The sequence below is a fragment of the Flavobacterium sp. genome, from assembly GCF_040402835.1.
Lineage (GTDB): Bacteria > Bacteroidota > Bacteroidia > Flavobacteriales > Flavobacteriaceae > Flavobacterium.
The window spans coordinates 11,675-36,559 of record NZ_JBBALW010000007.1 but is presented as its reverse complement, the minus strand read 5'-3'; the positions used below and the strand labels follow the sequence as shown (position 1 = coordinate 36,559).

22 protein-coding genes and 1 tRNA gene are annotated in these 24,885 nt (G+C 34.6%); 16 read left to right on the top strand and 7 right to left on the bottom strand.

Annotated features, from left to right (window positions below; translation table 11 throughout):
• The first annotated feature begins 18 nt into the window (after positions 1 to 18).
• Both rpoN and AC9UEH_RS03765 read left to right on the top strand, forming a co-directional pair.
• Positions 19 to 1,485, top strand: coding sequence for an RNA polymerase factor sigma-54 (gene rpoN, locus AC9UEH_RS03770; protein ID WP_509528552.1), 1,467 nt, complete (start codon positions 19 to 21; stop codon positions 1,483 to 1,485).
• A gap of 12 nt (positions 1,486 to 1,497) precedes the next feature.
• A complete protein-coding gene (locus tag AC9UEH_RS03765) occupies positions 1,498 to 2,103 on the top strand; it encodes a hypothetical protein (protein WP_509528550.1) in 606 nt (201 codons plus the stop codon).
• Here AC9UEH_RS03765 and AC9UEH_RS03760 read toward each other — a convergent pair.
• The 7 genes from AC9UEH_RS03760 to AC9UEH_RS03730 all read right to left on the bottom strand — a co-directional run bounded on the left by AC9UEH_RS03760 (position 2,098) and on the right by AC9UEH_RS03730 (position 10,391).
• Positions 2,098 to 2,784: a porin family protein gene (locus AC9UEH_RS03760; protein ID WP_509528548.1), complete on the bottom strand. Its 687-nt coding sequence runs from the start codon at positions 2,782 to 2,784 to the stop codon at positions 2,098 to 2,100. The two genes, AC9UEH_RS03765 and AC9UEH_RS03760, sit on opposite strands and share 6 nt — an antisense overlap.
• A 181-nt stretch (positions 2,785 to 2,965) precedes the next feature.
• A tRNA-Ser gene (locus tag AC9UEH_RS03755) sits at positions 2,966 to 3,050 on the bottom strand.
• Between the two features lie 57 nt (positions 3,051 to 3,107).
• Positions 3,108 to 4,136, bottom strand: coding sequence for an asparaginase (locus AC9UEH_RS03750; protein ID WP_509528545.1), 1,029 nt, complete (start codon positions 4,134 to 4,136; stop codon positions 3,108 to 3,110).
• Positions 4,126 to 5,262 carry a 1-acyl-sn-glycerol-3-phosphate acyltransferase gene (locus AC9UEH_RS03745; protein ID WP_509528543.1) on the bottom strand — a complete coding sequence of 379 codons (1,137 nt, stop codon included), beginning with the start codon at positions 5,260 to 5,262 and terminating at the stop codon, positions 4,126 to 4,128. The genes AC9UEH_RS03750 and AC9UEH_RS03745 overlap by 11 nt, the downstream gene beginning before the upstream one ends.
• Positions 5,263 to 5,322: 60 nt before the next feature.
• Complete coding sequence (locus AC9UEH_RS03740) at positions 5,323 to 6,090, bottom strand: TatD family hydrolase (RefSeq protein ID WP_509528541.1); 768 nt, start codon at positions 6,088 to 6,090, stop codon at positions 5,323 to 5,325.
• A 119-nt stretch (positions 6,091 to 6,209) separates the two neighbouring features.
• Positions 6,210 to 7,436: a 2-oxoglutarate dehydrogenase complex dihydrolipoyllysine-residue succinyltransferase gene (gene odhB, locus AC9UEH_RS03735; protein WP_509528539.1), complete on the bottom strand. Its 1,227-nt coding sequence runs from the start codon at positions 7,434 to 7,436 to the stop codon at positions 6,210 to 6,212.
• A 180-nt stretch (positions 7,437 to 7,616) separates the two neighbouring features.
• The gene (locus AC9UEH_RS03730) at positions 7,617 to 10,391 is read right to left on the bottom strand and encodes a 2-oxoglutarate dehydrogenase E1 component (RefSeq protein WP_509528537.1); all 2,775 of its coding nucleotides are present in this window, start codon (positions 10,389 to 10,391) and stop codon (positions 7,617 to 7,619) included.
• A 113-nt stretch (positions 10,392 to 10,504) separates the two neighbouring features.
• Here AC9UEH_RS03730 and AC9UEH_RS03725 point away from each other — a divergent pair, with 113 nt between their 5' ends.
• The 14 genes from AC9UEH_RS03725 to AC9UEH_RS03660 all read left to right on the top strand — a co-directional run bounded on the left by AC9UEH_RS03725 (position 10,505) and on the right by AC9UEH_RS03660 (position 24,884).
• Complete coding sequence (locus AC9UEH_RS03725) at positions 10,505 to 11,056, top strand: hypothetical protein (protein WP_509528535.1); 552 nt, start codon at positions 10,505 to 10,507, stop codon at positions 11,054 to 11,056.
• A gap of 556 nt (positions 11,057 to 11,612) precedes the next feature.
• A complete protein-coding gene (locus AC9UEH_RS03720; RefSeq protein WP_509528533.1) occupies positions 11,613 to 12,905 on the top strand; it encodes an O-acetylhomoserine aminocarboxypropyltransferase/cysteine synthase family protein in 1,293 nt (430 codons plus the stop codon).
• 78 nt (positions 12,906 to 12,983) lie between these two features.
• Complete coding sequence (locus AC9UEH_RS03715; protein WP_509528531.1) at positions 12,984 to 13,976, top strand: alpha/beta fold hydrolase; 993 nt, start codon at positions 12,984 to 12,986, stop codon at positions 13,974 to 13,976.
• Positions 13,963 to 15,054, top strand: coding sequence for a homoserine dehydrogenase family protein (locus AC9UEH_RS03710; RefSeq protein ID WP_509528529.1), 1,092 nt, complete (start codon positions 13,963 to 13,965; stop codon positions 15,052 to 15,054). Before AC9UEH_RS03715 ends, AC9UEH_RS03710 begins: the two co-directional genes overlap by 14 nt.
• Positions 15,051 to 15,494, top strand: coding sequence for an OsmC family protein (locus tag AC9UEH_RS03705; RefSeq protein ID WP_509528527.1), 444 nt, complete (start codon positions 15,051 to 15,053; stop codon positions 15,492 to 15,494). The genes AC9UEH_RS03710 and AC9UEH_RS03705 overlap by 4 nt, the downstream gene beginning before the upstream one ends.
• A 137-nt stretch (positions 15,495 to 15,631) precedes the next feature.
• Positions 15,632 to 16,804 carry a trans-sulfuration enzyme family protein gene (locus AC9UEH_RS03700; RefSeq protein ID WP_509528525.1) on the top strand — a complete coding sequence of 391 codons (1,173 nt, stop codon included), beginning with the start codon at positions 15,632 to 15,634 and terminating at the stop codon, positions 16,802 to 16,804.
• A 48-nt stretch (positions 16,805 to 16,852) separates the two neighbouring features.
• Positions 16,853 to 17,263 (top strand): RrF2 family transcriptional regulator, encoded by a 411-nt coding sequence (locus tag AC9UEH_RS03695; RefSeq protein ID WP_509528523.1) that lies wholly within the window; start codon positions 16,853 to 16,855, stop codon positions 17,261 to 17,263.
• A gap of 105 nt (positions 17,264 to 17,368) precedes the next feature.
• Positions 17,369 to 18,280 carry a sulfite exporter TauE/SafE family protein gene (locus tag AC9UEH_RS03690; RefSeq protein WP_509528521.1) on the top strand — a complete coding sequence of 304 codons (912 nt, stop codon included), beginning with the start codon at positions 17,369 to 17,371 and terminating at the stop codon, positions 18,278 to 18,280.
• The gene (locus tag AC9UEH_RS03685; RefSeq protein ID WP_509528518.1) at positions 18,280 to 18,981 is read left to right on the top strand and encodes a phosphoadenylyl-sulfate reductase; all 702 of its coding nucleotides are present in this window, start codon (positions 18,280 to 18,282) and stop codon (positions 18,979 to 18,981) included. The genes AC9UEH_RS03690 and AC9UEH_RS03685 overlap by 1 nt, the downstream gene beginning before the upstream one ends.
• Before the next feature lie 80 nt (positions 18,982 to 19,061).
• Positions 19,062 to 19,961 carry a sulfate adenylyltransferase subunit CysD gene (gene cysD / locus AC9UEH_RS03680; RefSeq protein ID WP_509528516.1) on the top strand — a complete coding sequence of 300 codons (900 nt, stop codon included), beginning with the start codon at positions 19,062 to 19,064 and terminating at the stop codon, positions 19,959 to 19,961.
• A gap of 166 nt (positions 19,962 to 20,127) precedes the next feature.
• On the top strand, positions 20,128 to 21,372 hold the full coding sequence (locus tag AC9UEH_RS03675) for a sulfate adenylyltransferase subunit 1 (RefSeq protein WP_509528514.1): 1,245 nt from the start codon (positions 20,128 to 20,130) through the stop codon (positions 21,370 to 21,372).
• Between the two features lie 65 nt (positions 21,373 to 21,437).
• The gene (locus AC9UEH_RS03670; protein WP_509528512.1) at positions 21,438 to 23,528 is read left to right on the top strand and encodes a ferredoxin-like domain-containing protein; all 2,091 of its coding nucleotides are present in this window, start codon (positions 21,438 to 21,440) and stop codon (positions 23,526 to 23,528) included.
• Entirely contained in the window at positions 23,521 to 24,303 is a 783-nt protein-coding gene (gene cobA / locus AC9UEH_RS03665; RefSeq protein WP_509528510.1) for a uroporphyrinogen-III C-methyltransferase, read from the top strand. The genes AC9UEH_RS03670 and cobA overlap by 8 nt, the downstream gene beginning before the upstream one ends.
• Positions 24,303 to 24,884, top strand: a complete 582-nt coding sequence (locus AC9UEH_RS03660; protein WP_509528507.1) for a precorrin-2 dehydrogenase/sirohydrochlorin ferrochelatase family protein — start codon at positions 24,303 to 24,305, stop codon at positions 24,882 to 24,884. The genes cobA and AC9UEH_RS03660 overlap by 1 nt, the downstream gene beginning before the upstream one ends.
• Position 24,885 lies beyond the last annotated feature (1 nt).

Genomic DNA, 24,885 nt, shown 5'->3' with positions numbered 1-24,885 from the left:
ACCGGTTAAATAATAAAAATGATTAAGCAATTTCTAAATTTAAAGTTATCTCAAAAATTATCTCCACAACAAATCCAGTTGATGAAGTTAATTCAATTGCCTACGCAAGCATTTGAGCAACGATTATTGGAGGAAATGAATGAAAATCCAGCTTTAGAATCAGGAACCGAAGAGGCGGATTACGAGAAAGACGAATATGAAAATGATGATTATGATGATTATGACGACTCTGAATCCGATCGAATTGAGGCCGAAGACATCAATATTGACGATTATTTAAGCAACGACGAAATACCCGATTATAAAACCCAATCCAATAATTATGGTGATGAAGATTCTAATAGAGAGTCACCGTTGGCTTCGCCCGTTAGTTTTCACCAGGATTTAATTAACCAATTAAACACCTTTATTTTAAATGATAGCGAGCGTGAAATTGCAGAATTTTTAGTTGGTAGTATCGACGATATGGGGTATATCAGAAGAAGTATTCAGGATATTGTCGATGATATGGCTTTTACGCAAGGGGTTTACACCGATGAAAAAACTGTCGAGAATTTATTGCACGTTATTCATGAATTAGAACCTTCGGGAGTTGGTGCCCGCGATTTACAAGAATGTTTGTTGTTGCAATTGAAACATAAAACTCCAACAGAATCAGTTGCTTTGGCGACTTCTATTTTATCAGAACAATTCGATGCTTTTACTAAAAAACATTACGATAAATTAATTCAAAAATTCAACGTTTCTAATGAGCAACTCAAAAAAGCCATTCACGAAATAGAGAAATTGAATCCAAAACCAGGTGGGTCTTTTACTGGAAATAATAAAATTACTGAAAATGTAGTTCCCGATTTTGCCATAAGAATTGTAGATGGCGAACTAAATCTGACCTTAAACGGACGGAATGTACCATCGCTTCACGTTTCCAAAGACTATCAGGAAATGATGCAAACCTATAAAGATTCTAGAGATAAATCGAATTCACAAAAGGAAGCGGTGCAATTTATCAAACAAAAATTAGATTCTGCAAAGTGGTTCATCGATGCCATCAGACAACGCCAAGAAACGCTGTATGTGACTATGAATGCGATTATGCATTTTCAGGAAGAATTTTTCCTTGACGGAGATGAAACAAAAATGAAACCGATGATTTTGAAAGACATTGCCGATATGGTAGGTCTTGATATTTCAACTATTTCACGTGTTGCTAACAGTAAATATGTTGAAACGCCTTACGGAACAAAACTCATCAAAGAATTCTTTTCTGAAGCCATGAAAAACGACCAAGGCGAAGAGGTTTCTACGCTTGAAATCAAGAAAATCTTGCAAAATGTAATCGCAGAAGAAGACAAACACAAACCTTTGCCAGACGATCAATTGGCAGAAATATTAAAAGAAAAAGGATACCCAATTGCACGAAGAACAATAGCAAAATATAGAGAATTATTGGATATTCCTGTAGCCAGAATGAGAAAAAAAATTTAAAATACAACTGATTTGAAAAAATTTCTATCCTTTTTCTCGTATCTTTTTCATCCAATATTCGTACCCATTTTCGGAACACTATTTTATTTTTTATATACTAATTACTATTTTACAAATCAGCAAAAATATTTAGTAGTATTGCAAGTTTGCATTATTACCATTCTTATCCCCATTTCATTTTATTATTTATTGCGCTCTTTTAATAAAGTAGATTCCGTGATGGTTTCCCAATTGTCACAGCGTAAAATTCCGTTGGCAATTCAGGCTATTTTAATTTTTCTTTTGATTACAAAAAGCATCACTGCCAATGTAATTCCAGAATTGTATTACTACTTTTTAGGGGGTTTAATTAGTACTGTCTTATTGTTGTTTTTATTGTTTTTGAATATAAAAGCCAGTATTCACATGGTTGGAATTAGCACGTTAACCATTTTTGTAATTGCATTGAGTTTTCACTATCACCGTAATGCAATTTACAACATTGCGATTCTTGTAGCAATGAATGGACTTGTAGCGTCTTCGAGATTAGAACTGCAAGCACATACGAATAAAGAATTGGTAATTGGATTTTTTTCGGGGATGCTCCCACAAATAATTTTAATGTATTTTTGGCTATAAGATATAGAACATAAATCCAAAATTCAAAGTATTCACATCTAGAGAATTACCATTTAAAAAAGCCGATTTAAAAATAGGATTTAATCCATAATAAACATTAAAATTTACGGTATTGTATCCAACACTTAAATAGGTTCCGTATTGAAATTTATTAATGTCCGGATTTCCAATAACTTCTATGCTGGTTTGGCTATCTTCAAACTTAGACAGGGTATAAAACAAATAGCTAAACTTCAAACCCGTATAAATTCTCCAAAATTTATGACTTTCAGGAGTTGAAGTTCTCCATCTAAATTCTATGGGAATATCTAAAGAATGGAGTGTTAATTTGTTTTTATTATAGCTCGTGGAAGACGAGATTGAATTGTATTGCGTAATGCCAGATGTTTCAGAAATCAATATGTTTTGATTGTAATTATTCCATGAATACCCTAATCCTGCTGCTATTGCTTTAGTTCTATTTTTATTAATGGGCATATCTCTTAAAACTCCAATCGAGAAACTTGGCGTAAATTTATTTTGAGATATGCCTGAAGGAAGTTTTTGAAGTGTATTGTAGGTAATTCCAAGATAAAACTGATCTTCTCTATATAAAGAATCAACCGCTTCAAAATCAGGAGCGACTTGTGAAAATATATTGAAAAAAGAGAATAAAATAAAGCTATTTAAAATAAACCGCATAGTTGTGTTTTGGAGTCTAAAGATACAAAAAATGCCAATTCAAATCAGTATCATTAAATTTTTAATGTAATGTTAGTGATTTAAAAGGTTTAATATGTTTTTAAGAAGTCGAAAACCGTAAAAAAACTAAAATAAAAAAACCATAACTACTTTATTGATAATAGTTTATGGTTTTTTAATGCAGAGAGGATGGGATTCGAACCCACGTTATGTTGCCATAAACACGCTTTCCAAGCGTGCGCCTTCAGCCACTCGGCCACCTCTCTATTTGGGTTTGCAAATAACTAAAAAAAATGTCGGTTATGAAAGTTAAAATTTAGATATTATGATAATTCTCCTCGAATTGATGTTTCAAATATAGTTTTGAAAACATTTGGCGCAACATTTTGCCCGAGCATGTACATTAACTTCGTAATTGCCGCTTCTGTGGTGATGTCTTTTCCTGAAATTACTCCAATTTTCTTTAGCAACGTACTTGTTTCATAATGTCCCATACTCACGCTTCCGCCGGAACATTGCGTTACATTTATAATATGCAATCCGCTTTTAATTGATTTTTTTAATAACAAAATAAACCACTCATCCGTTGGTGCATTTCCTGAACCGTATGTTTCTAAAACAATTCCTTTGAGGTTTGGAATGCTTAATATTGCTGCCAAAACCGTTTCATTAATTCCTGGAAACATTTTAATTACCACAACATTATTGTCTAAAGTAGTATTTAGTTTTAGTTTTTTAGTACTTGATTTAGATAATAAAAACGGAGTATTTACCTTCAAATGTACTCCAGATTCTGCCAATTCAGGATAATTTGGCGATGCAAAAGCATTGAAATGTTCGGCATTTATTTTTGTAGTTCTATTGCCACGGTATAATTTATATTCAAAATAAAGTCCAACTTCAGTAATTACGGCTTTGTTTTTAGATTGTAAAGAAGCAATTTGAATAGCAGTAATAAGATTTTCTTTGGCGTCTGTTCTCAAATCTCCAATGGGCAATTGCGAACCTGTAAAAATTACTGGTTTGTTCAGGTTTTCAAGCATAAAACTCAATGCTGAAGCAGAATACGACATCGTATCTGAACCATGCAAAACTACAAATCCATCAAAAGAAGTATAATTTTCATCAATTATTTTGGCGATTTTAACCCAATGAATTGAATTCATATTGGAGGAATCCATAGGTTTTTCAAATGAAATAGTTTCTATCTCACAATCCAACTGTTTTAACTCTGGGATTTTATTCAATAATTTACTGAAATTGAACGCCTGCAAAGCACCCGTTTCAAAATTTTTCATCATACCAATGGTTCCACCAGTATAAATCAAAAGTATTTTGGCTTTAGATTGCATTGGAAAATTTGATTTTATTAACCACTGGATTGGCATACATTGCCAAGAAACTTTGTGAGGCAATAGGATTTGAATTGTCAATTCGCATTTCTAATCTGCGTTCAAAAAGTGATTTTTCATTTTCTGAATACAAATGAGCGTGTTCGTTGGTTTTGTTCAAAATATCGAACGCAATATAATTTGTTGGCCACAATTTATAGCTTTTCAAAATCGATTCGTCAATAGTTTGTGCCAGTGCTTGTATTTGTTTATTTGAGTTTTCAAATTCGGTTGCGATAGCCTTTAATTCCGTATTTAAAACTTTTCCAACGTGAATATGGATGCGTTTTTTCTGACCCATAATACCACTTAAAAGCGTCGTGAAATCTTCGTTTTTTTCTTTAACATAAACTTCATTGTTAGCTTCAGCTAATAATTGTGGCATTTTTAAAGCATCTGTAGGGTCATATTCATAAGAAATGGAAACAGGAACAATCTTAATTTTCTTAAAATAATCCATCAAATTTTCTTCGCCTGAACCCATCGCAAGCATTTTTAAAACTCCCGGATGTGTGGCATCATTTCCATCTTTTGTGCGTCCTTCTCGCTGTGCAATCCAAACGGAACGATTTTCTCGCAACAACAATTGCCCAATATATTCTGCCAATAATTTTGAACTTTGCAATAATTCTCTTGGCGATAATCCTCTTTGAACTAAAAAGTTACGGTTCATTTTGGCCAGTGTATTCATAAATGCCTTTTTAACCAAATTGTCGCCAATTGCAGAAGCCGTCATTACTAAACCATTGTCAAATAAACACGCGTTCAATAATGAAGTGTCTAAAATAATATCCCGATGATTGGAAATAAAAAGATAGGAAGTGTTTTTTTCTAAAGTCTCAAAACCTGAAGTTGTAAGTCCTTCTGAGCTTTTTTCTAATACTTTTTTTAGGGAATTGTAAATGAAATTACACTGAAAATCGCGGATAGAATGTGTTTTTCGTAGTTGCTCTTTCCACACGGCATCTTCAACTTCTGGAAATGTAAAATCCATTAATGCCTTCATCATCGGATGGTTCACCGTATCTTGAATGGCTGCATTTATTTCTGCGTCATAAAAAGGTCGTATAGAATCGAATTTCGACATTTAGTTTTAGTTTTATTCACAAAAGAACGAAATTTTTATCGATTTCATTCTTTTATAGGATTAAATCCCAAAAATGGTTTTGGAGTTTGCAGTGGTTTGCGCTGCTATTTCTTCTGATGAAACCCTATAAAGCATGGCTAATTTATCGACAACATTCACAATATAACTGCTTTCATTTCTTTTTCCTCGAAATGGAATTGGGGCCAAATAAGGCGAATCGGTTTCCAAAACAATATGTTTCAACTCGATTTGGTTTATAAATTGGTCAATGTTTCCATTTTTGAAAGTTACCACGCCGCCAATTCCGAGTTTCATATTATAAGAAATAGCTTGTAATGCTTGCTCATAAGTTCCAGAAAAGCAATGAAATATTCCAAATAAATCTTCAGATTTTTCAACTTCTAAGATTTCAAATATTTCATCAAAAGCTTCGCGGCAGTGAATAACTATTGGTAATTTATACTGTTTTGCCAATTGAATTTGTCTTATAAAAGCAATTTGCTGTTCCTTGAGATGGGTTTTATCCCAATACAAATCAATCCCGATTTCGCCAATAGCCACAAATTTTCTTGAAGCCAATTCCTGTTCTACAATTTGCAATTCTTCCAGATAATTATCCTTTACATACGTTGGGTGCAAACCCATCATCAAAAATACATTTTCTGGATAATTGGCTTCCAAAGCATACATTTTTTGAATACACGAAGAATCAATTGCGGGAATAAAAAAACGCGTTACACCGTTATTTATGGCGCGTTGCATCATTTCATTACGATCAATGTCGAATTCTTCAGCATACAAATGGGTGTGGGTATCGGTGATTGTCATAGTAATAAATTGAGCATTGCAAAGTTAGCGTTTTGATTTGTTTGATAGCTATTTGCAAACGAAAAATCCCGTTTAGTATCAACTAAACGGGATTTTATATTTTAAATAATTGTAAGCTTTTACAATTCAAACGCTTTTTTAGGATTGTTATCACACAATAATTCCAAGGGGTTTTCTAAGGCTTCTTTAACCGCAACTAAGAACCCAACTGACTCCCGTCCGTCAATGATTCTGTGGTCATACGATAACGCAACATACATCATTGGGTGAATTTCAACTTTTCCATTTACCGCAATTGGACGCTCAATAATATTGTGCATTCCTAAAATTCCAGATTGCGGAGGATTGATAATTGGCGTACTCAACATACTTCCGAAAACACCGCCATTGGTAATAGTAAATGTACCGCCAGTCATATCGTCGACTGTAATTTGTCCGTCGCGTGCTTTTATGGCTAATCTTTTAATCTCTGCTTCAATTCCTCTAAAAGTTAAGTTTTCGGCGTTGCGAACTACAGGAACCATCAATCCTTTTGGGCCAGAAACGGCTATTGAAATATCGCAAAAATCGTAAGCAATTTTATAATCACCATCCATCATGGAATTCACATCTGGGAATAAAGCCAAGGCTCTGGTTACCGCTTTTGTAAAAAACGACATATAACCAAGTCCAATTCCACCGTGTTTTGCTTTGAATGCCTCTTTGTATTCATTACGCAACGTGTTAATTGGCGTCATATTTACTTCGTTGAAAGTAGTTAACATTGCCGTATCATTTTTCGCAGCAACCAATCTTTCTGCTACTTTACGACGCAACATTGATAATTTAGTTCTTTCAGAACCACGAGAACCACCTGTTGGCGTTCCCATAGAAGGCACTGCATTTACAGCATCGTCTTTAGTAATTCTTCCCTCTTTTCCAGTTCCGATAATGTCAGAAGGTTGGATGTTTTTTTCGTCTAATATTTTTCGTGCTGCTGGCGAAGGCGTTCCCGATGCATACGAAGCGGGAGCTTTTACAACAACTGGTGCCACTTTAATTTCTTCTTTTTTTACATCAGTAACTTTTTCAACAGCTTCTGTAGTTCCCCCTTTGGGGGCGGAGGGGGCTCCTTCAGTATCGATGTGGCAAACTACTGCGCCAACGGCAACTGCATCGCCTTCTTCGGCTTTTAATGTAATGATTCCACTTGCTTCTGCTGGTAATTCAAGGGTTGCTTTATCAGAATCTACCTCAGCGATTGCTTGGTCTTTTTCTACATAATCGCCATCTTTTACTAACCAAGTTGCAATTTCAACTTCTTTTATTGACTCTCCCGGTGAGGGAACTTTCATTTCTAAAATCATCTTCTATTATTTTAAATTATGAATTTTATATTTTAAATTGCTCTGTGAACAACTTATTTTATACTTATAAAAACTTTATTAGCCCCGATTGCAGTGAAAATCCCAAGCTTTTTAGCGTGGATTGCAACGGAAAGCGGGAATTGCAATTCCTGAAATGCGGGAACAATTCGCTCCTAATTATTATCTAAATAAATCTTTATCAAAGACCATTCGGATTGCATCTGCGTGGCGGCGTTTTGCCCTTGTGTAGCTTCCTGATGCTGGTGCGGCGTAGGCTCTTAATGATGCCAATCTCCATTTTACCAAGTCAAAATTCATTAACATAAAGCTGTAAGCTCCCATATTTCTTGGCTCTTCTTGCGCCCAAACATAATCGTCGGCGTTTGGATAGTTTGAAATAATTGCTTTTAATTGTTCTACGGGCAATGGAAATAATTGTTCGATTCTAACAACGGCAACGTCTTTTCGACCATTATTTTCTCTTTCGGCGGTGATGTCGTAATAGAATTTTCCGGTGCAGAAAACCAGTGTTTTTACGTCTGATTTAACTACGGTTTCATCGTCAAAAGTCTCTTGGAAGCTTGCTTTTTCGAAATCTTCAATTGGTGAAACGACTCTTGGATCACGCAACAAACTTTTTGGTGTGAACACGATTAATGGTTTGCGGAACGTTGTTTTCATTTGTCTTCTTAACAAATGATAGAAGTTTGCAGGGGTCGAACAATCGGCAACATACATATTATTTCGGGCGCAAAGTTGCAAATAACGCTCCATTCTGGCAGAGGAATGTTCGGCTCCTTGATTTTCATATCCGTGCGGTAACAAAAGTACAATTCCGTTTTGGTTGTTCCATTTATCTTCGCCACAAGAAATGTATTGGTCTAACATAATTTGCGCTCCGTTGCTGAAATCTCCAAATTGCGCTTCCCAGATTGTTAATGTTTTTGGGCTTGCTAAGGCATAGCCATAATCAAATCCCAAAACGCCATATTCTGACAAATGAGAATTGAAAATATTGAACTTTCCTGTTTTTCCTTGAATATTATTAAGAAGAATTACTTCTTCTTCGGAGTTTTCTACTTTCACAACTGCGTGACGGTGAGAAAATGTCCCGCGTTCTACATCTTGACCTGAAATGCGAACGTTAAAACCTTCTTGTAAAAGGGAACCGTAAGCCAAATGTTCTGCCATAGCCCAATCTAACTTGTTGGTTTCAAAGAACATAGTCTTTCTGTCGTTTATTAACTTTTGAATTTTACTAATAAACTTTTTATCCGCTGGCAAATTACAAACGGCATTTGCAATATTTGTAAGGCCTTCTTTTGGATAGGAAGTATCAAATTTTTCAAGCATTTGAACATTGGTAACTTGCTCGTAACCCAACCATTCGTTTTGCATAAATGGCGTAATTATAGTCATCTCTTTCTTGCGAGATTCTTCTAAATTTACTTCCAATTTTGCTTTGTATTCTATTTCTAATTTTTTAATGAAATTAGCGTCAATTACACCTTCTTCAATTAATTTTGCAGTATAAAGATCTCTTGGATTTTTATGACTTGCAATGATTTTATATAATAATGGTTGTGTAAAACGAGGTTCATCACCTTCATTATGACCGTATTTTCTGTATCCTAATAAATCGATGAATACGTCGCTTCCAAACTCCATTCTGTAATCCAATGCAAATAACATGGCGTGAACAACCGCTTCTGTATCATCTGCATTTACATGTAAAACGGGTGATAACGTCACTTTTGCAACATCGGTACAATAAGTAGAAGAACGCGCGTCTAAATAATTGGTTGTAAAACCAACTTGATTATTGATGACAATGTGAATGGTTCCGCCAGTTTTGTAGCCGTCCAATTGTGCCATTTGAATAATTTCATACACAATTCCTTGACCAGCAACAGCGGCATCACCGTGAACGGCAATTGGCAGTACTTTAGAGAAATCGTCTGGGAAATATTTATCTTGTTTTGCTCTGGTAATTCCTTCAATAACAGCTCCAACAGTTTCCAAATGTGATGGATTTGGTGCTAAATTTAAATTGATGTGTTTTCCAGTTCTTGTTTTTTTATCCGAAGTTAAACCCAAATGGTATTTTACATCACCGTCAAAATATTCTTGATTGTAATCTTTTCCGTCAAATTCAGAGAAAATATCTTGAGTTGATTTTCCGAAAATATTCGCCAATATATTCAAACGCCCACGATGTGCCATTCCCATTACGAATTGCTCCACGCCTTTTTCGGCAGCAGCTTCAATTAATGCATCTAATCCTGCAATTATTGATTCTCCACCTTCAAGTGAAAATCGTTTTTGACCTACGTATTTGGTATGCAAGAAATTTTCAAATGAAACAGCTTCGTTTAATTTGGTTAATATTACTTTCTTTTCATCAGAAGTGAACGTCGGCGTATTATCATTTATGCCAATTTTATCTTGAATCCATTGAATTACCCCTGGTTTTCTGATGTACATATATTCTACACCAATAGATTGGCAGTAGATTTTATCCAAGTGAATTATTATATCAGATAAGCTACAAGGTGCGATATTAATCACTTTTGCAGCATCAAAAACCGTGTTTAAGTCGGATTGACTTAAACCGTAATTCTCAATTTCTAATGTTGGTGAATAGGTTCTTCTATCGCGAACAGGATTTGTTTTGGTAAACAAATGTCCTCTTGTTCTATAGGCTTCAATCAATTTTAATACTTGAAATTCTTTATGAAGTTTTGCTGAAATTTCACTGAAATCTTGCCCTTCAGAAGTAGTTGAAAGCGTTACATCGGAAGCGCTTTCTCCATTAGAAGAACTAATTCCAAAGTCGAAACCTTGAAAAAAACTTCTCCACGAAGGCTCAACGCTATCGGGATTTTCTAAATATTGATCGTATAGTTGCGCAAAAAAATCTGTGTGTGCTGCGTTTAAAAAGGAAAACCTCTCCATAATTTTTTGAATGTCCTGATTTGTAAAATTGTTACGCAAAAGTACAATAAATGAAATATAATATTAAATAATTTGCATACTTTTATGTTTTATTAATCATATTTTAAAAATCAATGAGAAAATCGTACTTTTTAACAGTTTCAAAAATCATTTTGTCAATTTTATTAATTTTATTTTCAACGAGTTTATTTTCACAAAGTCAAGCTAATGCTTCAAAAACTAAAAGTGAGTTTTGGAAAAATGTTCGATTTGGAGGAGGATTTGGATTAAATGTTGGCTCTGGATTTACCGATATTACATTGGCTCCAAGTGGGATTTATAATTTCAATAAATATGTCTCTGCTGGAATTGGACTTCAAGGAAGTTTTGTTTCTTCAGAGGGTAATTTTTCTTCTGCAATTTATGGAATGACTTTGATTTCATTGTTTAACCCAATCGAAAATTTTCAGGTTTCAATTGAATTGGAACAATTGAGAGTGAATAGCTCTTTAAATATGATTGGTGGGCCGAATCTACAAAACAATTTTTGGAATACAGGTTTGTTTATTGGCGGGGGCTATGGTTCAGAAAATGTGATTTTTGGCGTTCGTTACAATGTACTTTATAAAGAACGTGATTTTGTTTACAATTCCGCATTTATGCCATTTGTAAGGGTTTATTTTTAAACCAATAATAATTACTAATTAATCCAATAGTCCTAGTTTAATGCAGCAGTATATTTCATCAAGTTCAATTTTATTGAACTAATTTGAAATAACCAGCGGTATTAAATATCACAGAAAACCAATTTATTGTTAAATTTTAATTTTAATTTGGTAGAATGAAATTTAGTTCGGTATTTTGCATTTCAAATAAGAATAAAATGAATTTTACTATTTGCATGATGTGTTGTATGATGCCGGAAACTTCCGCAGAGACAGCTATTGTGTAATTTTAAATTCTTAAGATATATCAATTAAAGCCTCTGCAAATCGCAGAGGCTTTTTTTTACACTAAAACCAAAAATACTAATAATGAAAAATTCGATTTCAAATAAAATGATGATGTGTTGTATGATGTGCTTCTGCGCACCACCCAAATATTGCCAAAAGTGAAAGAGAAACTCTCAATTATAGTTCAAACTATAAGCCCTTTTGGAAACAACCAAAAGGGCTTTTTTATTTAAATCATTTAACAAGTAACAATTTAATTTTTAACAAATAACCATTAATTTAATTCAACATGAGCACACAAAAATTTGCAACAAACGCATTACACGCAGGACACGACGTTTCAAAACACGCTGGAACAAGAGCCGTGCCAATTTATCAAACTACATCCTATGTTTTCAACAACTCGGATCACGCTGCCAATTTATTTGGACTTGCAGAAGCAGGGTTCATTTACACCCGTTTGAACAATCCTACAAACGACATTTTGGAGCAACGATTAGCCGCATTAGAAGGTGGAATTGCAGCAGTGGTAACCGCTTCTGGAACATCTGCAATTGCAACAGCCTTATTGGTTTTGCTAAAATCGGGCGATCATATTGTAGCTTCAAACAGTTTGTATGGTGGAACTTATAATTTACTGAAAGTGACTTTACCTCGATTAGGAATCACGACCACATTTGTAGATCCTTCAAATCCTGAAAATTTTACGGCTGCTGCAAAAGAAAATACGAGAGTGTTTTTTGCAGAAACTTTAGGAAATCCAAAATTAGACGTGCTTGATTTAAAGAAGATTTCGGCTGCTGCCAAAGCCTTCAAAGTGCCTTTTATTGTTGATAATACGGTTCCGTCACCGTATTTATTGAACCCAATTCAATTTGGTGCCAACATTGTAATTCACTCTTTGACGAAATATATTTCTGGAAACGGAACGTCTCTTGGAGGAGCAATTATTGATGCTGGAACTTTTGATTGGAGTAGCGGAAAATTCCCAGAATTTACAGAACCATCTGCGGGTTACCACGGATTAATTTATCACGAAGCTCTAGGAAATGCGGCATTTATTGCAAAAGTTAGAATCGAAGGGTTGCGCGATTATGGAGCTGCTTTGAGTCCATTGAATGCATTTCAAATTATTCAGGGTTTAGAAACGTTACCTATCAGAGTTCAAAAACACAGCGAAAACGGATTGGCTTTAGCCGAATGGTTGGAAACGCAAGAAGAAGTGGCATGGGTAAATTATCCGGGATTAAAATCGAGTAAATATTATGCTTTAGCGCAAGAATATTTACCAAAAGGACAAAACGGAATTGTGACTTTTGGATTAAAAGGTGGTTTTGAAGCGGCTAAAAAAGTGGCAGATCAAACCAAATTATTCTCGTTGGTGGCTAATATTGGAGACACAAAATCATTGATTATTCACCCAACAAGCACAACACACCAACAATTGTCTGAAGAAGAGCAAATTGCAACGGGCGTGACTAAAGATTTAATTCGCTTGTCTGTTGGGATTGAAGATATTGAAGATTTGAAAGCCGACTTAGCAGCTGTTTTTGCAACTATAAATAAAACGCAATTGGCATAATAGTGTTTAAAAACTGCCTTTGAATTTCAGAAAAATCAAAGGCAGTTTTTAAAATTAATTTCGCAATAAATAAAGAAAATGAAACGCATAGTTATTCAAAATTGGGAATTAGAAAACAGTAAAATTCAAAAGGAAGTTTTTCTTTACTATCAGATTTTTGGACAAAAATTAGGGGATGCCCCAGTTGTTTTAGTAAATCATGCACTTACTGGGAACTCTAAAGTAACGGGTGAAAATGGGTGGTGGAGCGACTTAATCGGTGAAAATAAAACAATAGACATTGATTTTTATACCGTTTTAGCTTTCAATATTCCTGGAAACGGATACGATGGAAATTTTGAAAATTTAGTTTTAAATTACAAAGATTTTTCCGCTAAAAATATCGCCGCTCTTTTTTGGAAAGGATTAAAAGTCCTTGAAATCGAGTCGCTTTTTGCTGTAATTGGAGGAAGTTTGGGCGGAGGAATTGCCTGGGAAATGGCAGCATTAGAACCCAATAAAATTGAGAATTTAATTCCAATTGCGACCGATTGGAAAGCGACCGATTGGGTAATTGCCAATGTTTTGGTTCAAGACCAAATTCTAAATAATTCTCAAAATCCTATTGCAGATGCCCGTTTGCACGCCATGCTTTTGTACAGGACACCACAATCATTAAAATTAAAATTCCATCGAAAAGAATCTGAAATTGCCAACGGTTTTCAAATAGAAAATTGGCTCAACCATCATGGGAAGAAGTTGCAAAATCGGTTCCATCTTGCTTCCTATAAATTGATGAATCACTTGTTGAAAACGATTGATATTTCTAGAAATAACACTGATTTTTTGGCTGTAGCAAATGCAATTACGGCAAATATTCATATTATTTCTGTTGATACCGATTTGTTTTTTATACCAAACGAAAACCTTGAAACGTATCAAGAATTAATTTCAACAAAAGAAAATGTCTTTTATCACGAAATCAAATCCATTCACGGGCACGATGCTTTTTTAATAGAATTCGAACAATTATCGGCTATTATCGGACCCATTTTCATCAAACAAACAAAACAAATTTATGTCAACAATTAAAATAAATATCGTCCTTTTTGGAATCGGAAATGTTGGAAGTACGCTAATAAATCAAGTTATAGAAAGTCAAAAATTCTTTTTAGAAAAGAAAAATATTGAATTGCGATTTCCAGTAATTACAAATTCCACTCACGCTTTTTTTGAAAAAGAGGGAGAAATAAACTCGTGGGAAACCAATTTTTCAAAATCGGCAATTCCATTCAAGATTAAAGATGTTATTGATTTTACAAAAAGGCAAGGTCTTGAAAATTTGATAGCTGTTGATGCTACTGCAAGTTCAAAATTAGTAAAATCATACATAAGATTAATTGAAAATGACTTTCATATCGTGTCTGCCAATAAAATTGCGAATACTTTAAGTTTTGATTTTTATAAGGAATTGAGAAAAAAACTCAAGCAATATGATAAGCACTATTTGTATGAAACAAATGTTGGGGCAGGTTTGCCAATTATAAATACGGTTCGCGATTTACATTTTTCGGGAGATAAAATCACAAAAATTAAAGGTGTTTTTTCTGGTTCATTAAGTTATATTTTTAATAGATTTGCAAACGAAAATGTCCTTTTTTCGGATATTCTTAAAGATGCTGAAAAATTAGGATATACAGAACCCGATTCTCGAGAAGATTTATCAGGAAATGATGTGGCTCGAAAATTATTGGTTTTGGCGAGAGAAATTGAATTAACACCTGAATTTTCAGATATAAATATCACTTCTTTGTTGCTTCCAAATTTAAACGAAACCCATTCCAAACCAGAATATGCAATTAGTAAAAATTTATTTGATGAACCGTATCGAATTGCAAAAATTACACAAATTGAAGGTTTTGTGTTGCGATATATTGGAGAATTAGATGTTGAAAACAATAAATTAGAAGTAAAACTGGTTTCTGTTCCAAGTAATTCTCCTTTAGGACAATTGAAAGGTGCTGATAGTTTGATTGAAATTTATTCAAAATCGTATGGCGAAAATCCAATTGTAATACAAGGAGCTGGTGCTGGTAAAGCAGTTACTGCGCGAGGAGTTTTATCAGACATTTTACGCCTTTCAGAAATAAACATAAAACAATTAGTATGAAAATTACCTTAGAAAGAGTAAACGATAATTATCATTTTGAGTTAAAAAATGATCGTGGACATATAGTAAACGTTGATAATAGAGCAGAATTTGGCGGTGACGACTTAGGCGCAAGCCCAATGGAATTAGTATTAATGGGAGTTGCAGGTTGCAGCGCGATTGATATTATTTTAATTCTAAAAAAGCAACGACAGGAAATTAAATCTTTTAAAGCCGAAGTTAATGGACTTCGTGTTCAAACTGACGATGCCAAACCTTTTAAAGAAATTACTGTTGTGTTTTTTTTGGAGGGACCAATTAATGAAGAGAAGGTTGCACGAGCAGTAAAACTTTCATTTGAAAAATATTGTTCTGTTTCTAAAACTTTGCAACCCACAGTAACTATACTTTATAAAGTAGTTTTAAACGGAAATCCCATCCCCGACTCAACCCAACGGTAAGGGAGCCAAAATAAATAAAACAATTTCATTTTTAAATAAAATAAAAGCTTTTGTCGCTCTCTACGGAAGCAAAATTATTAAGTAAATCTAATTATTTACGCTTAATAATTCCCCCTTCGGGGGTTAGGGGGCTTATTATGGAAAACAATAATTTTGGTTTTGAAACACAAGCCATCCGAACTCAATTAGAACGAACTCAATTTCAAGAACATTCCGTTCCTTTATATCTAACCTCGAGTTTTGTGTTTGAAGATGCTGAAGACATGCGCGCTTCCTTTTCTGAGGAAAAAGACAGAAATATTTATAGCCGATTTAGCAATCCAAACACAACCGAATTTGTAGAAAAAATTTGCAAAATGGAAGGTGCCGAAGCGGGTTATGCCTTTGCAACAGGTATGGCAGCGGTATATTCTACTTTTGCTGCCTTGTTGAATTCTGGGGATCATATTGTTTCTGCAAGTAGTGTTTTTGGTTCTACCCACACTCTTTTTACCAAATATTTCCCGAAATGGAATATTCAAACTTCCTATTTTGATATCAATAAACCGGAAACTATTGAAAGTTATATTACTGAAAACACTAAAATTCTTTATGCAGAATCACCAACAAATCCCGCTGTTGATATTTTAGATTTAGAATATTTAGGCAAAATTGCTAAAAAATACAATCTGATTTTAATTATTGATAATTGTTTTGCAACGCCTTATATTCAAAATCCAATTCGATTTGGTGCTCATTTGGTGATACATTCTGCAACAAAATTAATTGATGGTCAAGGACGAGTTTTGGGCGGAGTAACTGTTGGGCGTGAAGATTTAATCAAGGAAATTTATTTATTTTCCAGAAATACTGGACCTGCATTATCCCCTTTTAATGCTTGGGTTTTATCCAAAAGTCTTGAAACTCTAGCGGTTCGCCTTGAAAAACATTGTGAAAACGCATTGGTTGTAGCCGAATTTCTTGAAAAGCATACCAATGTAAATTTAGTGAAATATCCGTTCTTGAAATCGCATCCGCAATATGAAATCGCCAAAAAACAAATGCGCTTGGGCGGGAATGTCGTAGCCTTTGAAATCAAAGGGGGATTAGAAAGTGGTCGAAAATTTTTAGACAAAATCAAACTCTGTACTTTATCTGCAAATTTGGGCGATACCCGAACAATTGTAACCCATCCTGCCTCTACAACGCACAGTAAATTGTCTGTTGAAGAGCGTTTGGCGGTCAGTATTACCGATGGATTGGTTCGTGTTTCTGTTGGTTTAGAAACAGTAAAAGATGTAATTGCCGATTTAAATCAAGCATTGTCATAAAAATTTCACGATATTTGACTTCTTTATTCGAGATTTAAAGATATAAACATGCTTTCTAAGAAAACAAAATACGGAATTAAAGCTTTGACTTTTTTGGCGCGTCAAGAAAATCAAAACCCTGTTCAGATTGCAGAAATTGCAAAATCGGAGCATATTTCTGTAAAGTTTTTAGAAAGTATTTTATTGGTATTAAAACATTCTGGTTTTTTGGGGTCCAAAAAAGGAAAAGGCGGTGGATACTATCTAATTAAAGACCCAAAAGATATAAATATGGCAACAGTATATAGAATTTTAGAAGGGCCAATTGCTTTATTACCTTGCGCCAGTCATAATTTTTACGAAAAATGTGATGATTGCACCGACGAAATTACTTGCTCTGTTAGAAGACTAATGATGGAAATCAGAGACAATACACTTATTATTTTGGAAAACAATTCACTTGCGGATATAGTTTTTTAAGAAAATTCCTCTATTTTTTATACTTTTATTAAATAATAAAATTACTTTTGTATTTTATCCTACAAAACCCATAGGAAAATAGATTTAAAAAAATAGGATAGAATTATGATTAAAAAATTTACTAAAAATTTCAATGATACAGTTGGGGTGTCCCAAAATAGTGCTTTCGTTAAGCAACTTTGGATTATTGCACCAGTATTTTTACTCGTGGTATTATTAACTGTTTTGATATACAATCATTATTCAGATTTTACTTGGAATGGATTTTTTACAGGATTTAATCAAGAATTTTTAATCTATTTCGTGATAGGAATTTTTGCCCAAATGGTTGACGGCACATTGGGAATGGGATATGGAGCCACTTCCACATCATTTTTATTGGCATATGGAGTTCCACCTGCAATAAGCAGCACTGGAGTTCATGTTTCTGAAATGTTTACAACGGGGGCATCTGCAATCTCTCATCATAAATTTGGAAACATTAACAAAAAACTCGTAAAACATCTTCTGATTCCAGGGGTTTTAGGGTCAATTACTGGGGCTTATTTACTTTCTGATATAATTGATGGTGATGTAATTAAACCTTTCATAGCAGTATATATGATTGTTTTGGCAATTATAATTATTAGAAAAGCATTACAAAATAATATTATAAAGAAGAAAACTAAACGACTTGGGATTTTGGCTTCTTTCGGAGGATTTATGGATGCTATTGGTGGTGGTGGATGGGGCCCAATTGTGACTTCAACATTGCTCGGACGCGGAAGACATCCAAGATACACCATCGGTTCAGTGAATGCAGCTGAATTTGCCGTTTCATTTGCAAGTGGTGTCACATTTATGATTTTTGGAGGAATTAAAGGATGGAATGTGATAATAGGTTTGATTTTAGGCGGTGTAATTGCTGCGCCAATTGCTGCTAAATTGGTAAATAAAATTCAAAGAAAACCAATGATGATTGCCGTTGGAATCCTGATTATCATTTTGAGTTTAAGAACATTGTCTAAATTATTATAATGAATACATCAAAAGTAACTTTTATATTAGATAAAACAGCCAACTTCTCCATCGAGCAAACTTTGGCTTTTTTGGCTGATGAATATAATGGCAAAGTAGTTTTTTCGACTTCTTTCGGTCAGGAAGATCAGGTAATTACGGCTTTAATTGCAACAAACGATTTGCCAATTACCGTGTTTACTTTGGACACGGGAAGATTATTTCAAGAAACGTATGATGTTTTTCATAAGACCTTGAAAAAATATAAAAAAGAAATCAAAGTTTATTTTCCTGAAGCTTCGGCAATAGAAAAATTGCTAAAAGAAAAAGGACCAAACAGTTTTTACGAATCGGTGGAGAATAGAAAACAATGTTGTTTTATTCGAAAAGTGGTGCCATTGACCAAAGCCTTGAAAGGAAATGCCATTTGGATTACGGGTTTAAGAGCCGCACAATCTGAAAACAGAAATGATTTAGCCCTTTTTGAATATGATGCGCATTTTGATATTATCAAATTCAATCCCTTGCTAAAATGGACATTATTGGAAGTTCAAAAATACATTGACGACAATAATGTGCCGCAAAACGGATTGCACAAACAAGGATTTGTAAGTATTGGTTGCGCTCCGTGTACCAGAGCAATTTCGCCTGACGAAGATATTAGAGCCGGAAGATGGTGGTGGGAATCAAGCCAGAAAGAATGTGGGTTGCACCAGAAGTAAATACTAAAAGATAAAAGACGGATAGATAATAGATTATAAGATTTAAAATCTTTCAATCATTAAATTTTTAAATTATAAAAATGAGTAAACTATTAAAAACAAATGCTCTCGAAAGCGAAGCGATTTATATATTTAGAGAAGTAATTTCTCAATTTGACAAACCAGTTTTGCTTTTTTCTGGCGGAAAAGATTCTATAACATTGGTGCGTTTGGCGCAAAAAGCGTTCTTTCCTTCTAAAATTCCTTTTCCATTGTTGCACGTAGATACAGGTCATAATTTCCCAGAAACAATCGCATTTAGAGATAAATTAGTTGCTGAATTAGGATTGGAATTAATCGTTCGAAATGTGCAAGACGCTATCGATGAGGGAAAAGTTGTGGAAGAATCAGGTAAATATTCCAGTAGAAATAGCTTGCAAACCACGACACTTTTGGATGCAATAGAAGAATTCAAATTTGATGCTTGTATTGGTGGTGCACGACGTGATGAAGAAAAAGCAAGAGCCAAAGAACGTATTTTCTCTGTTCGTGATGGTTTTGGACAATGGGATGAAAAAAACCAAAGACCAGAATTGTTTGATTTATTGAACGGAAAAATCGAAAACGGTCAAAATGTACGTGTTTTTCCAATTTCGAACTGGACTGAATTAGACGTTTGGAGTTATATCGAACAAGAACAAATCGAAATTCCATCGATTTATTTTTCGCATAAGCGTAAAGTATTTTTAAGAGACGGAATGATTTGGTCTCATTCTCCTTTTGTTTACCAAGATGAAGATGAAGAAATCGAAGAGCGTATAGTTCGTTTTAGAACCGTTGGCGATATGAGTTGCACCGCAGCAGTTGATTCGTATGCAGCAACCATTTCAGAAGTAGTTGGAGAAATTAGAACTTCGACAATTTCTGAAAGAGGGGCTAGAATTGACGATAAACGCTCTGAAGCCGCTATGGAAAAAAGAAAACAACAAGGATACTTTTAGAATCTCCACCCCAGCCCTCCCCGAAGGGGAGGGAGCCGAAATCGGATTAGTATTGGTTTTGATTTATGGGAAAAGAATGATGAAAATAAAATAGAAGAATATTAATTATAAACATACCAGACTCGTATCCCTCCCCTTCGGGGAGGGTCGGGGTGAGGAAAAAGATATGGAAGTTTTAAAAATAGCAACAGCAGGAAGCGTAGATGACGGAAAGAGCACCTTAATCGGGAGATTATTATACGATACGCAATCGTTAACTACAGATAAATTAGAGGCAATCGAAAAAAGCAGCAAGCAAAAAGGATATGATTATCTTGATTTTTCTTTGGCTACAGACGGTTTAGTTGCCGAAAGAGAACAAGGAATTACGATTGACGTGGCGCATATTTATTTTTCGACAGCCAAGAAAAGTTACATTATCGCCGATACGCCAGGTCACTTGGAATATACACGGAATATGGTTACAGGAGCTTCGACTTCGCAAGTATCCATTATTTTAATTGATGCTCGAAAAGGAGTAATTGAGCAAACGTATCGCCACTTTTTTATCAATAATTTATTGAGAGTAAAAGAAGTGATTGTTGCTGTAAACAAAATGGACTTGGTTGATTATTCGGAAGAAGTGTATAACAAAATCAAAGCTGATTTTGAAGCCTTGAATGCCAAAAGCACTTTCAAGGAACAAGTGGTAAGTTACATTCCGTTAAGTGCTTTGATAGGTGATAATGTGGTTGAAAAATTAGGTGGTATGCCTTGGTACACTGGGCAAACAATTTTGGAACATTTAGAAGGACTGGAGCCAACAGATGTGTACGATAAAGGACAAGCCCGTTTCCCGGTTCAAACAGTGATTAGACCAAAAACCGAGGAATACCACGATTTTAGAGGATATGCCGGAAAGTTATACGGAAATAATATTAAAGTGGGAGATGCAGTAACCGTTCTTCCGTCTTTAACCGAGTCGAAAGTGACCAAGATCCACTTTTTCGACAAGCAATTTGACGAAGCGACCGCAGGTTCTTCAATTACTTTGGAATTAGAAAATGACATCAATGTTACCAGAGGAGACATGATTGTAAGATCAAATGAACTTCCTCAAATTGAAAAAGATATCAATACTACCATTTGCTGGATGCACAGCAAAAAATTGGTTGCAGGAACAAAATATTTGATACAACACAACACTAATAGGGTTTTGGCTAAAATTGACAGCATAAAAAACGTTATTGCAACTGATTTTTCGGGAACAAAAGAAGCAAATCAATTAGCCATTAACGAAATAGGAGAAGTAAACATTAAATTAAGTAAAGCCTTGTATTTTGATGCCTACAACGACAACAAATCAAATGGTGCTTTTATCTTGATAGATACCGCAACGAATACAACAGCAGGAGTAGGATTTATAAAATAGTTATTGGTTTCAGTTGATAGTAATGCTGCTAACAACCGACAACCGACAACCAACAACCAATAAAGATGGAAAGTTTTATAACAGAAATAGAAAATCCGATTGTCCAAAGAGACATCATTGATTTAGAGAAAAAAATTGCTTTATTCCGTGACGGAAAAATTGACGACGAACGCTTTCGAAGTCTTCGATTGGCGCGTGGTGTTTACGGTCAACGTCAAGAAGGAGTTCAAATGATTCGTATTAAATTGCCATTTGGAAAAGTAACAAGCGAGCAATTGTTGAGAATATCAAAAGTATCCGATGAATATTCAACAGGTCGTTTGCACATAACAACGCGTCAGGATATCCAAATTCACTATGTAAGTTTGGACAAAACGCCACAACTTTGGGCTGAATTAGAAAAAGATGATGTTACTTTAAGAGAGGCTTGTGGAAATACCGTTAGAAACATTACCGCCAGTGAAACAGCAGGAATTGATATTGAAGAGCCTTTTGATGTGTCGCCTTATGCTGACGCATTGTTTAGATTTCTTTTGAGAAACCCTGTGAATCAAGAGATGGGACGTAAAGTGAAAATTTCATTTTCTTCATCGGATAAAGACACTGCTTTGAGTTATTTACATGATTTAGGATTTATTCCAAAAATTGTAAATGGCGAAAGAGGATTCAAAGTAATGCTTGGTGGAGGATTAGGTTCTCAACCACATCACGCTGAATTGTTGTCTGAATTTATTCCAGTAAACCAAATTATTCCGACAACCGAAGGGGTTTTGAGAATATTTGACCGCTATGGTGAAAGATCCAAACGTTTGAAAGCACGTATGAAATTCTTGATCAAGGATTTGGGAAGAGACGAGTTTTTAAGATTGGTTGAAGAAGAGAAAAAAGCCTTGTCTTATAAAACCTATGAAATTGACACAACTGCTTTTGGTGGTGAAATTCCAGCACCTTTATTGACTGTACCAAAAGTGGAAATCGATGACGCAGCCGCTTTTGAAGCTTGGAAAAAATCGAACGTGATTCAACAGAAACAAGCCGGTTATGTAGCCATTGGAATCAAAATTGTTTTGGGTGATTTTTACACCGACAAAGCAAGATTATTGGCAGAATTAATCAAAAATTATGCAGCTAATGAATTGCGTTTTACTTTAAGACAAGATATTTTGGTTCGTAATGTAAAAGAAGAAAATTTAGCTTTTTTCTACCAAGAATTGGCCAAATTAAATTTTGTTGCTTTAGGGTATAATGCTATTTCTGACATTACAGCTTGTCCGGGAACAGACACTTGTAATTTAGGAATTGCAAGTAGCACCGGAATTGCAGTAGAATTAGAGCGCGTTTTAAATGCAGAATATCCACAATATGCCAATAATAAAGAAATCACCATAAAAATCAGTGGATGCATGAATGCCTGTGGGCAACACAATATGGCAGAAATTGGCTTTCAAGGAATGTCTATCAACTCAGGAAAACTAGTTGCACCGGCACTTCAAGTATTATTAGGTGGTGGAAATTTAGGAAATGGAGCGGGAAGATTTTCTGATAAAGTGATTAAAATTCCAAGTCGCAGAGGACCAGATGCGTTGCGTTTTATATTAAATGATTTTGAATCTAATGCAAATGGACTTTCGTTTTTGGATTATTATGACGCAAAAGGGGAGAAATATTTCTATGAATTTCTAAAACCATTAGCCGATTTAACGAATCTTACAGAAGCTGATTTTGTAGATTGGGGAAATGCCGATAATTATGTAAAAGCGGTTGGTGTTGGAGAATGTGCGGGTGTGGTTATTGATTTGGTTGCGACTTTATTATTAGAAGCCAAAGACAAATTAACCTTTGCACAGGAAGCTTTTGACGATAAAAAATGGTCAGATGCTATTTATCTTGCTTATGCAGGTTTTGTAAATGGAGCCAAAGCAGTATTGCTTGCTGAAAACCAAAAAACAAATCACCAGGCTGGAATAATTGATTTATTTGACACGGTTTTTATCGAAACTAAAAAAATAGAATTGAGTTCAAGCCTGAAAGAATTGGTTTATCAAATTAATAAAAACGAACCTTCTGAAGCTTTTGCAAAAAAATATATTCAAGAAGCCGCTTTGTTTTTTCAAACAATTGAAACGTATAGAGCCAAATATTTAGCTAATGTATAAAACTATAAATCCAAAAGTAACCTTAGTTGGCGCAGGTCCTGGCGATCCTGATTTGCTAACTATTAAAGGAGCAAAAGCACTTGCTGAGGCAAATGTGGTTTTGTATGATGCCTTGGCAAACGAAGAAATTCTGACTTATGCCCCTAAAAAATCTATAAAAATATTTGTTGGAAAAAGAAAGGGTTTTCACGAATATACGCAAGATCAAATCAATCAATTGATTGTTGATAATGCGCTTACTTATGGAAATGTAGTGCGTTTAAAAGGAGGAGATTCTTTTATTTTTGGACGAGGAAGTGAAGAAATTGAATACATTGAAAGTTTTGGCATTCCAACATTTGTTGTGCCTGGGATTTCATCCTCGATTGGGGTGCCTGCAAACCAAGGGATTTCTTTGACAAAGAGAGGAATTTCTGAAAGTTTTTGGGTAATTACAGGAACAACATCTGATAGAAATTTATCAAAAGATGTAGCTCTTGCGGCGCAATCATCGGCAACAGTTGTAATTTTGATGGGAATGAGTAAATTAGTTCAAATCGTATCTTTATTTCAAAACGAGTCCAAAGGAGAAATACCAGTAGCAATTATTCAAAATGGTACAATGCCAAATGAAAAAATCGGTGTTGGAACCATAAATACTATTTCGAAAGTGGTAAACGACAATCAATTAAGTTCGCCTGCCATCATTGTAATTGGTGAAGTAGTGAGAGAAAGTAATAAGTTAAAAGGGTTTTACGAAGAATTTGTATCTAATAAAATTTGTGCCCGAGAATAATGGAGAGGAATGAATTATATCCTGTTTTTTTAAAACTTCACTACCTCAATGTTCTGATTGTAGGCGGAGGAAACGTGGGATTAGAAAAATTATCTTTCTTATTAAAATCGAGTCCAAATGCAAATGTTGAGGTGGTTGCACCAAAGTTTTTGCCAGAATTAGTAGCTTTGTCAAAACATCATACGTCGGTGCGATTGACTTATAAAAAATTCAATCGGTGGATGCTCCGCAAAAGACACATGGTTATTGCTTGTACCGATGATTTAGCGGTAAACAAACGAGTTTACGATTTGTCAAGAAAAAGATATTTGATTTGTAATATTGCCGATACGCCGCCGTTATGTGATTATTATTTGGGTGGAATTGTAACGAAAGGAAATGTAAAAATTGCAATTTCTACCAATGGTAAATCGCCAACAACGGCAAAAAGGCTGCGGGAGTTTTTCGAAGAAATAATACCTGACGACATTAATAAAATGGTTGAAAACCTTAATGAATATCGGAAAACCTTAAAAGGAAATTTCGAGGAAAAAGTCCAAAAAATGAATGAAATTACAGAAGCATTAAAAAATAAAGAATAAA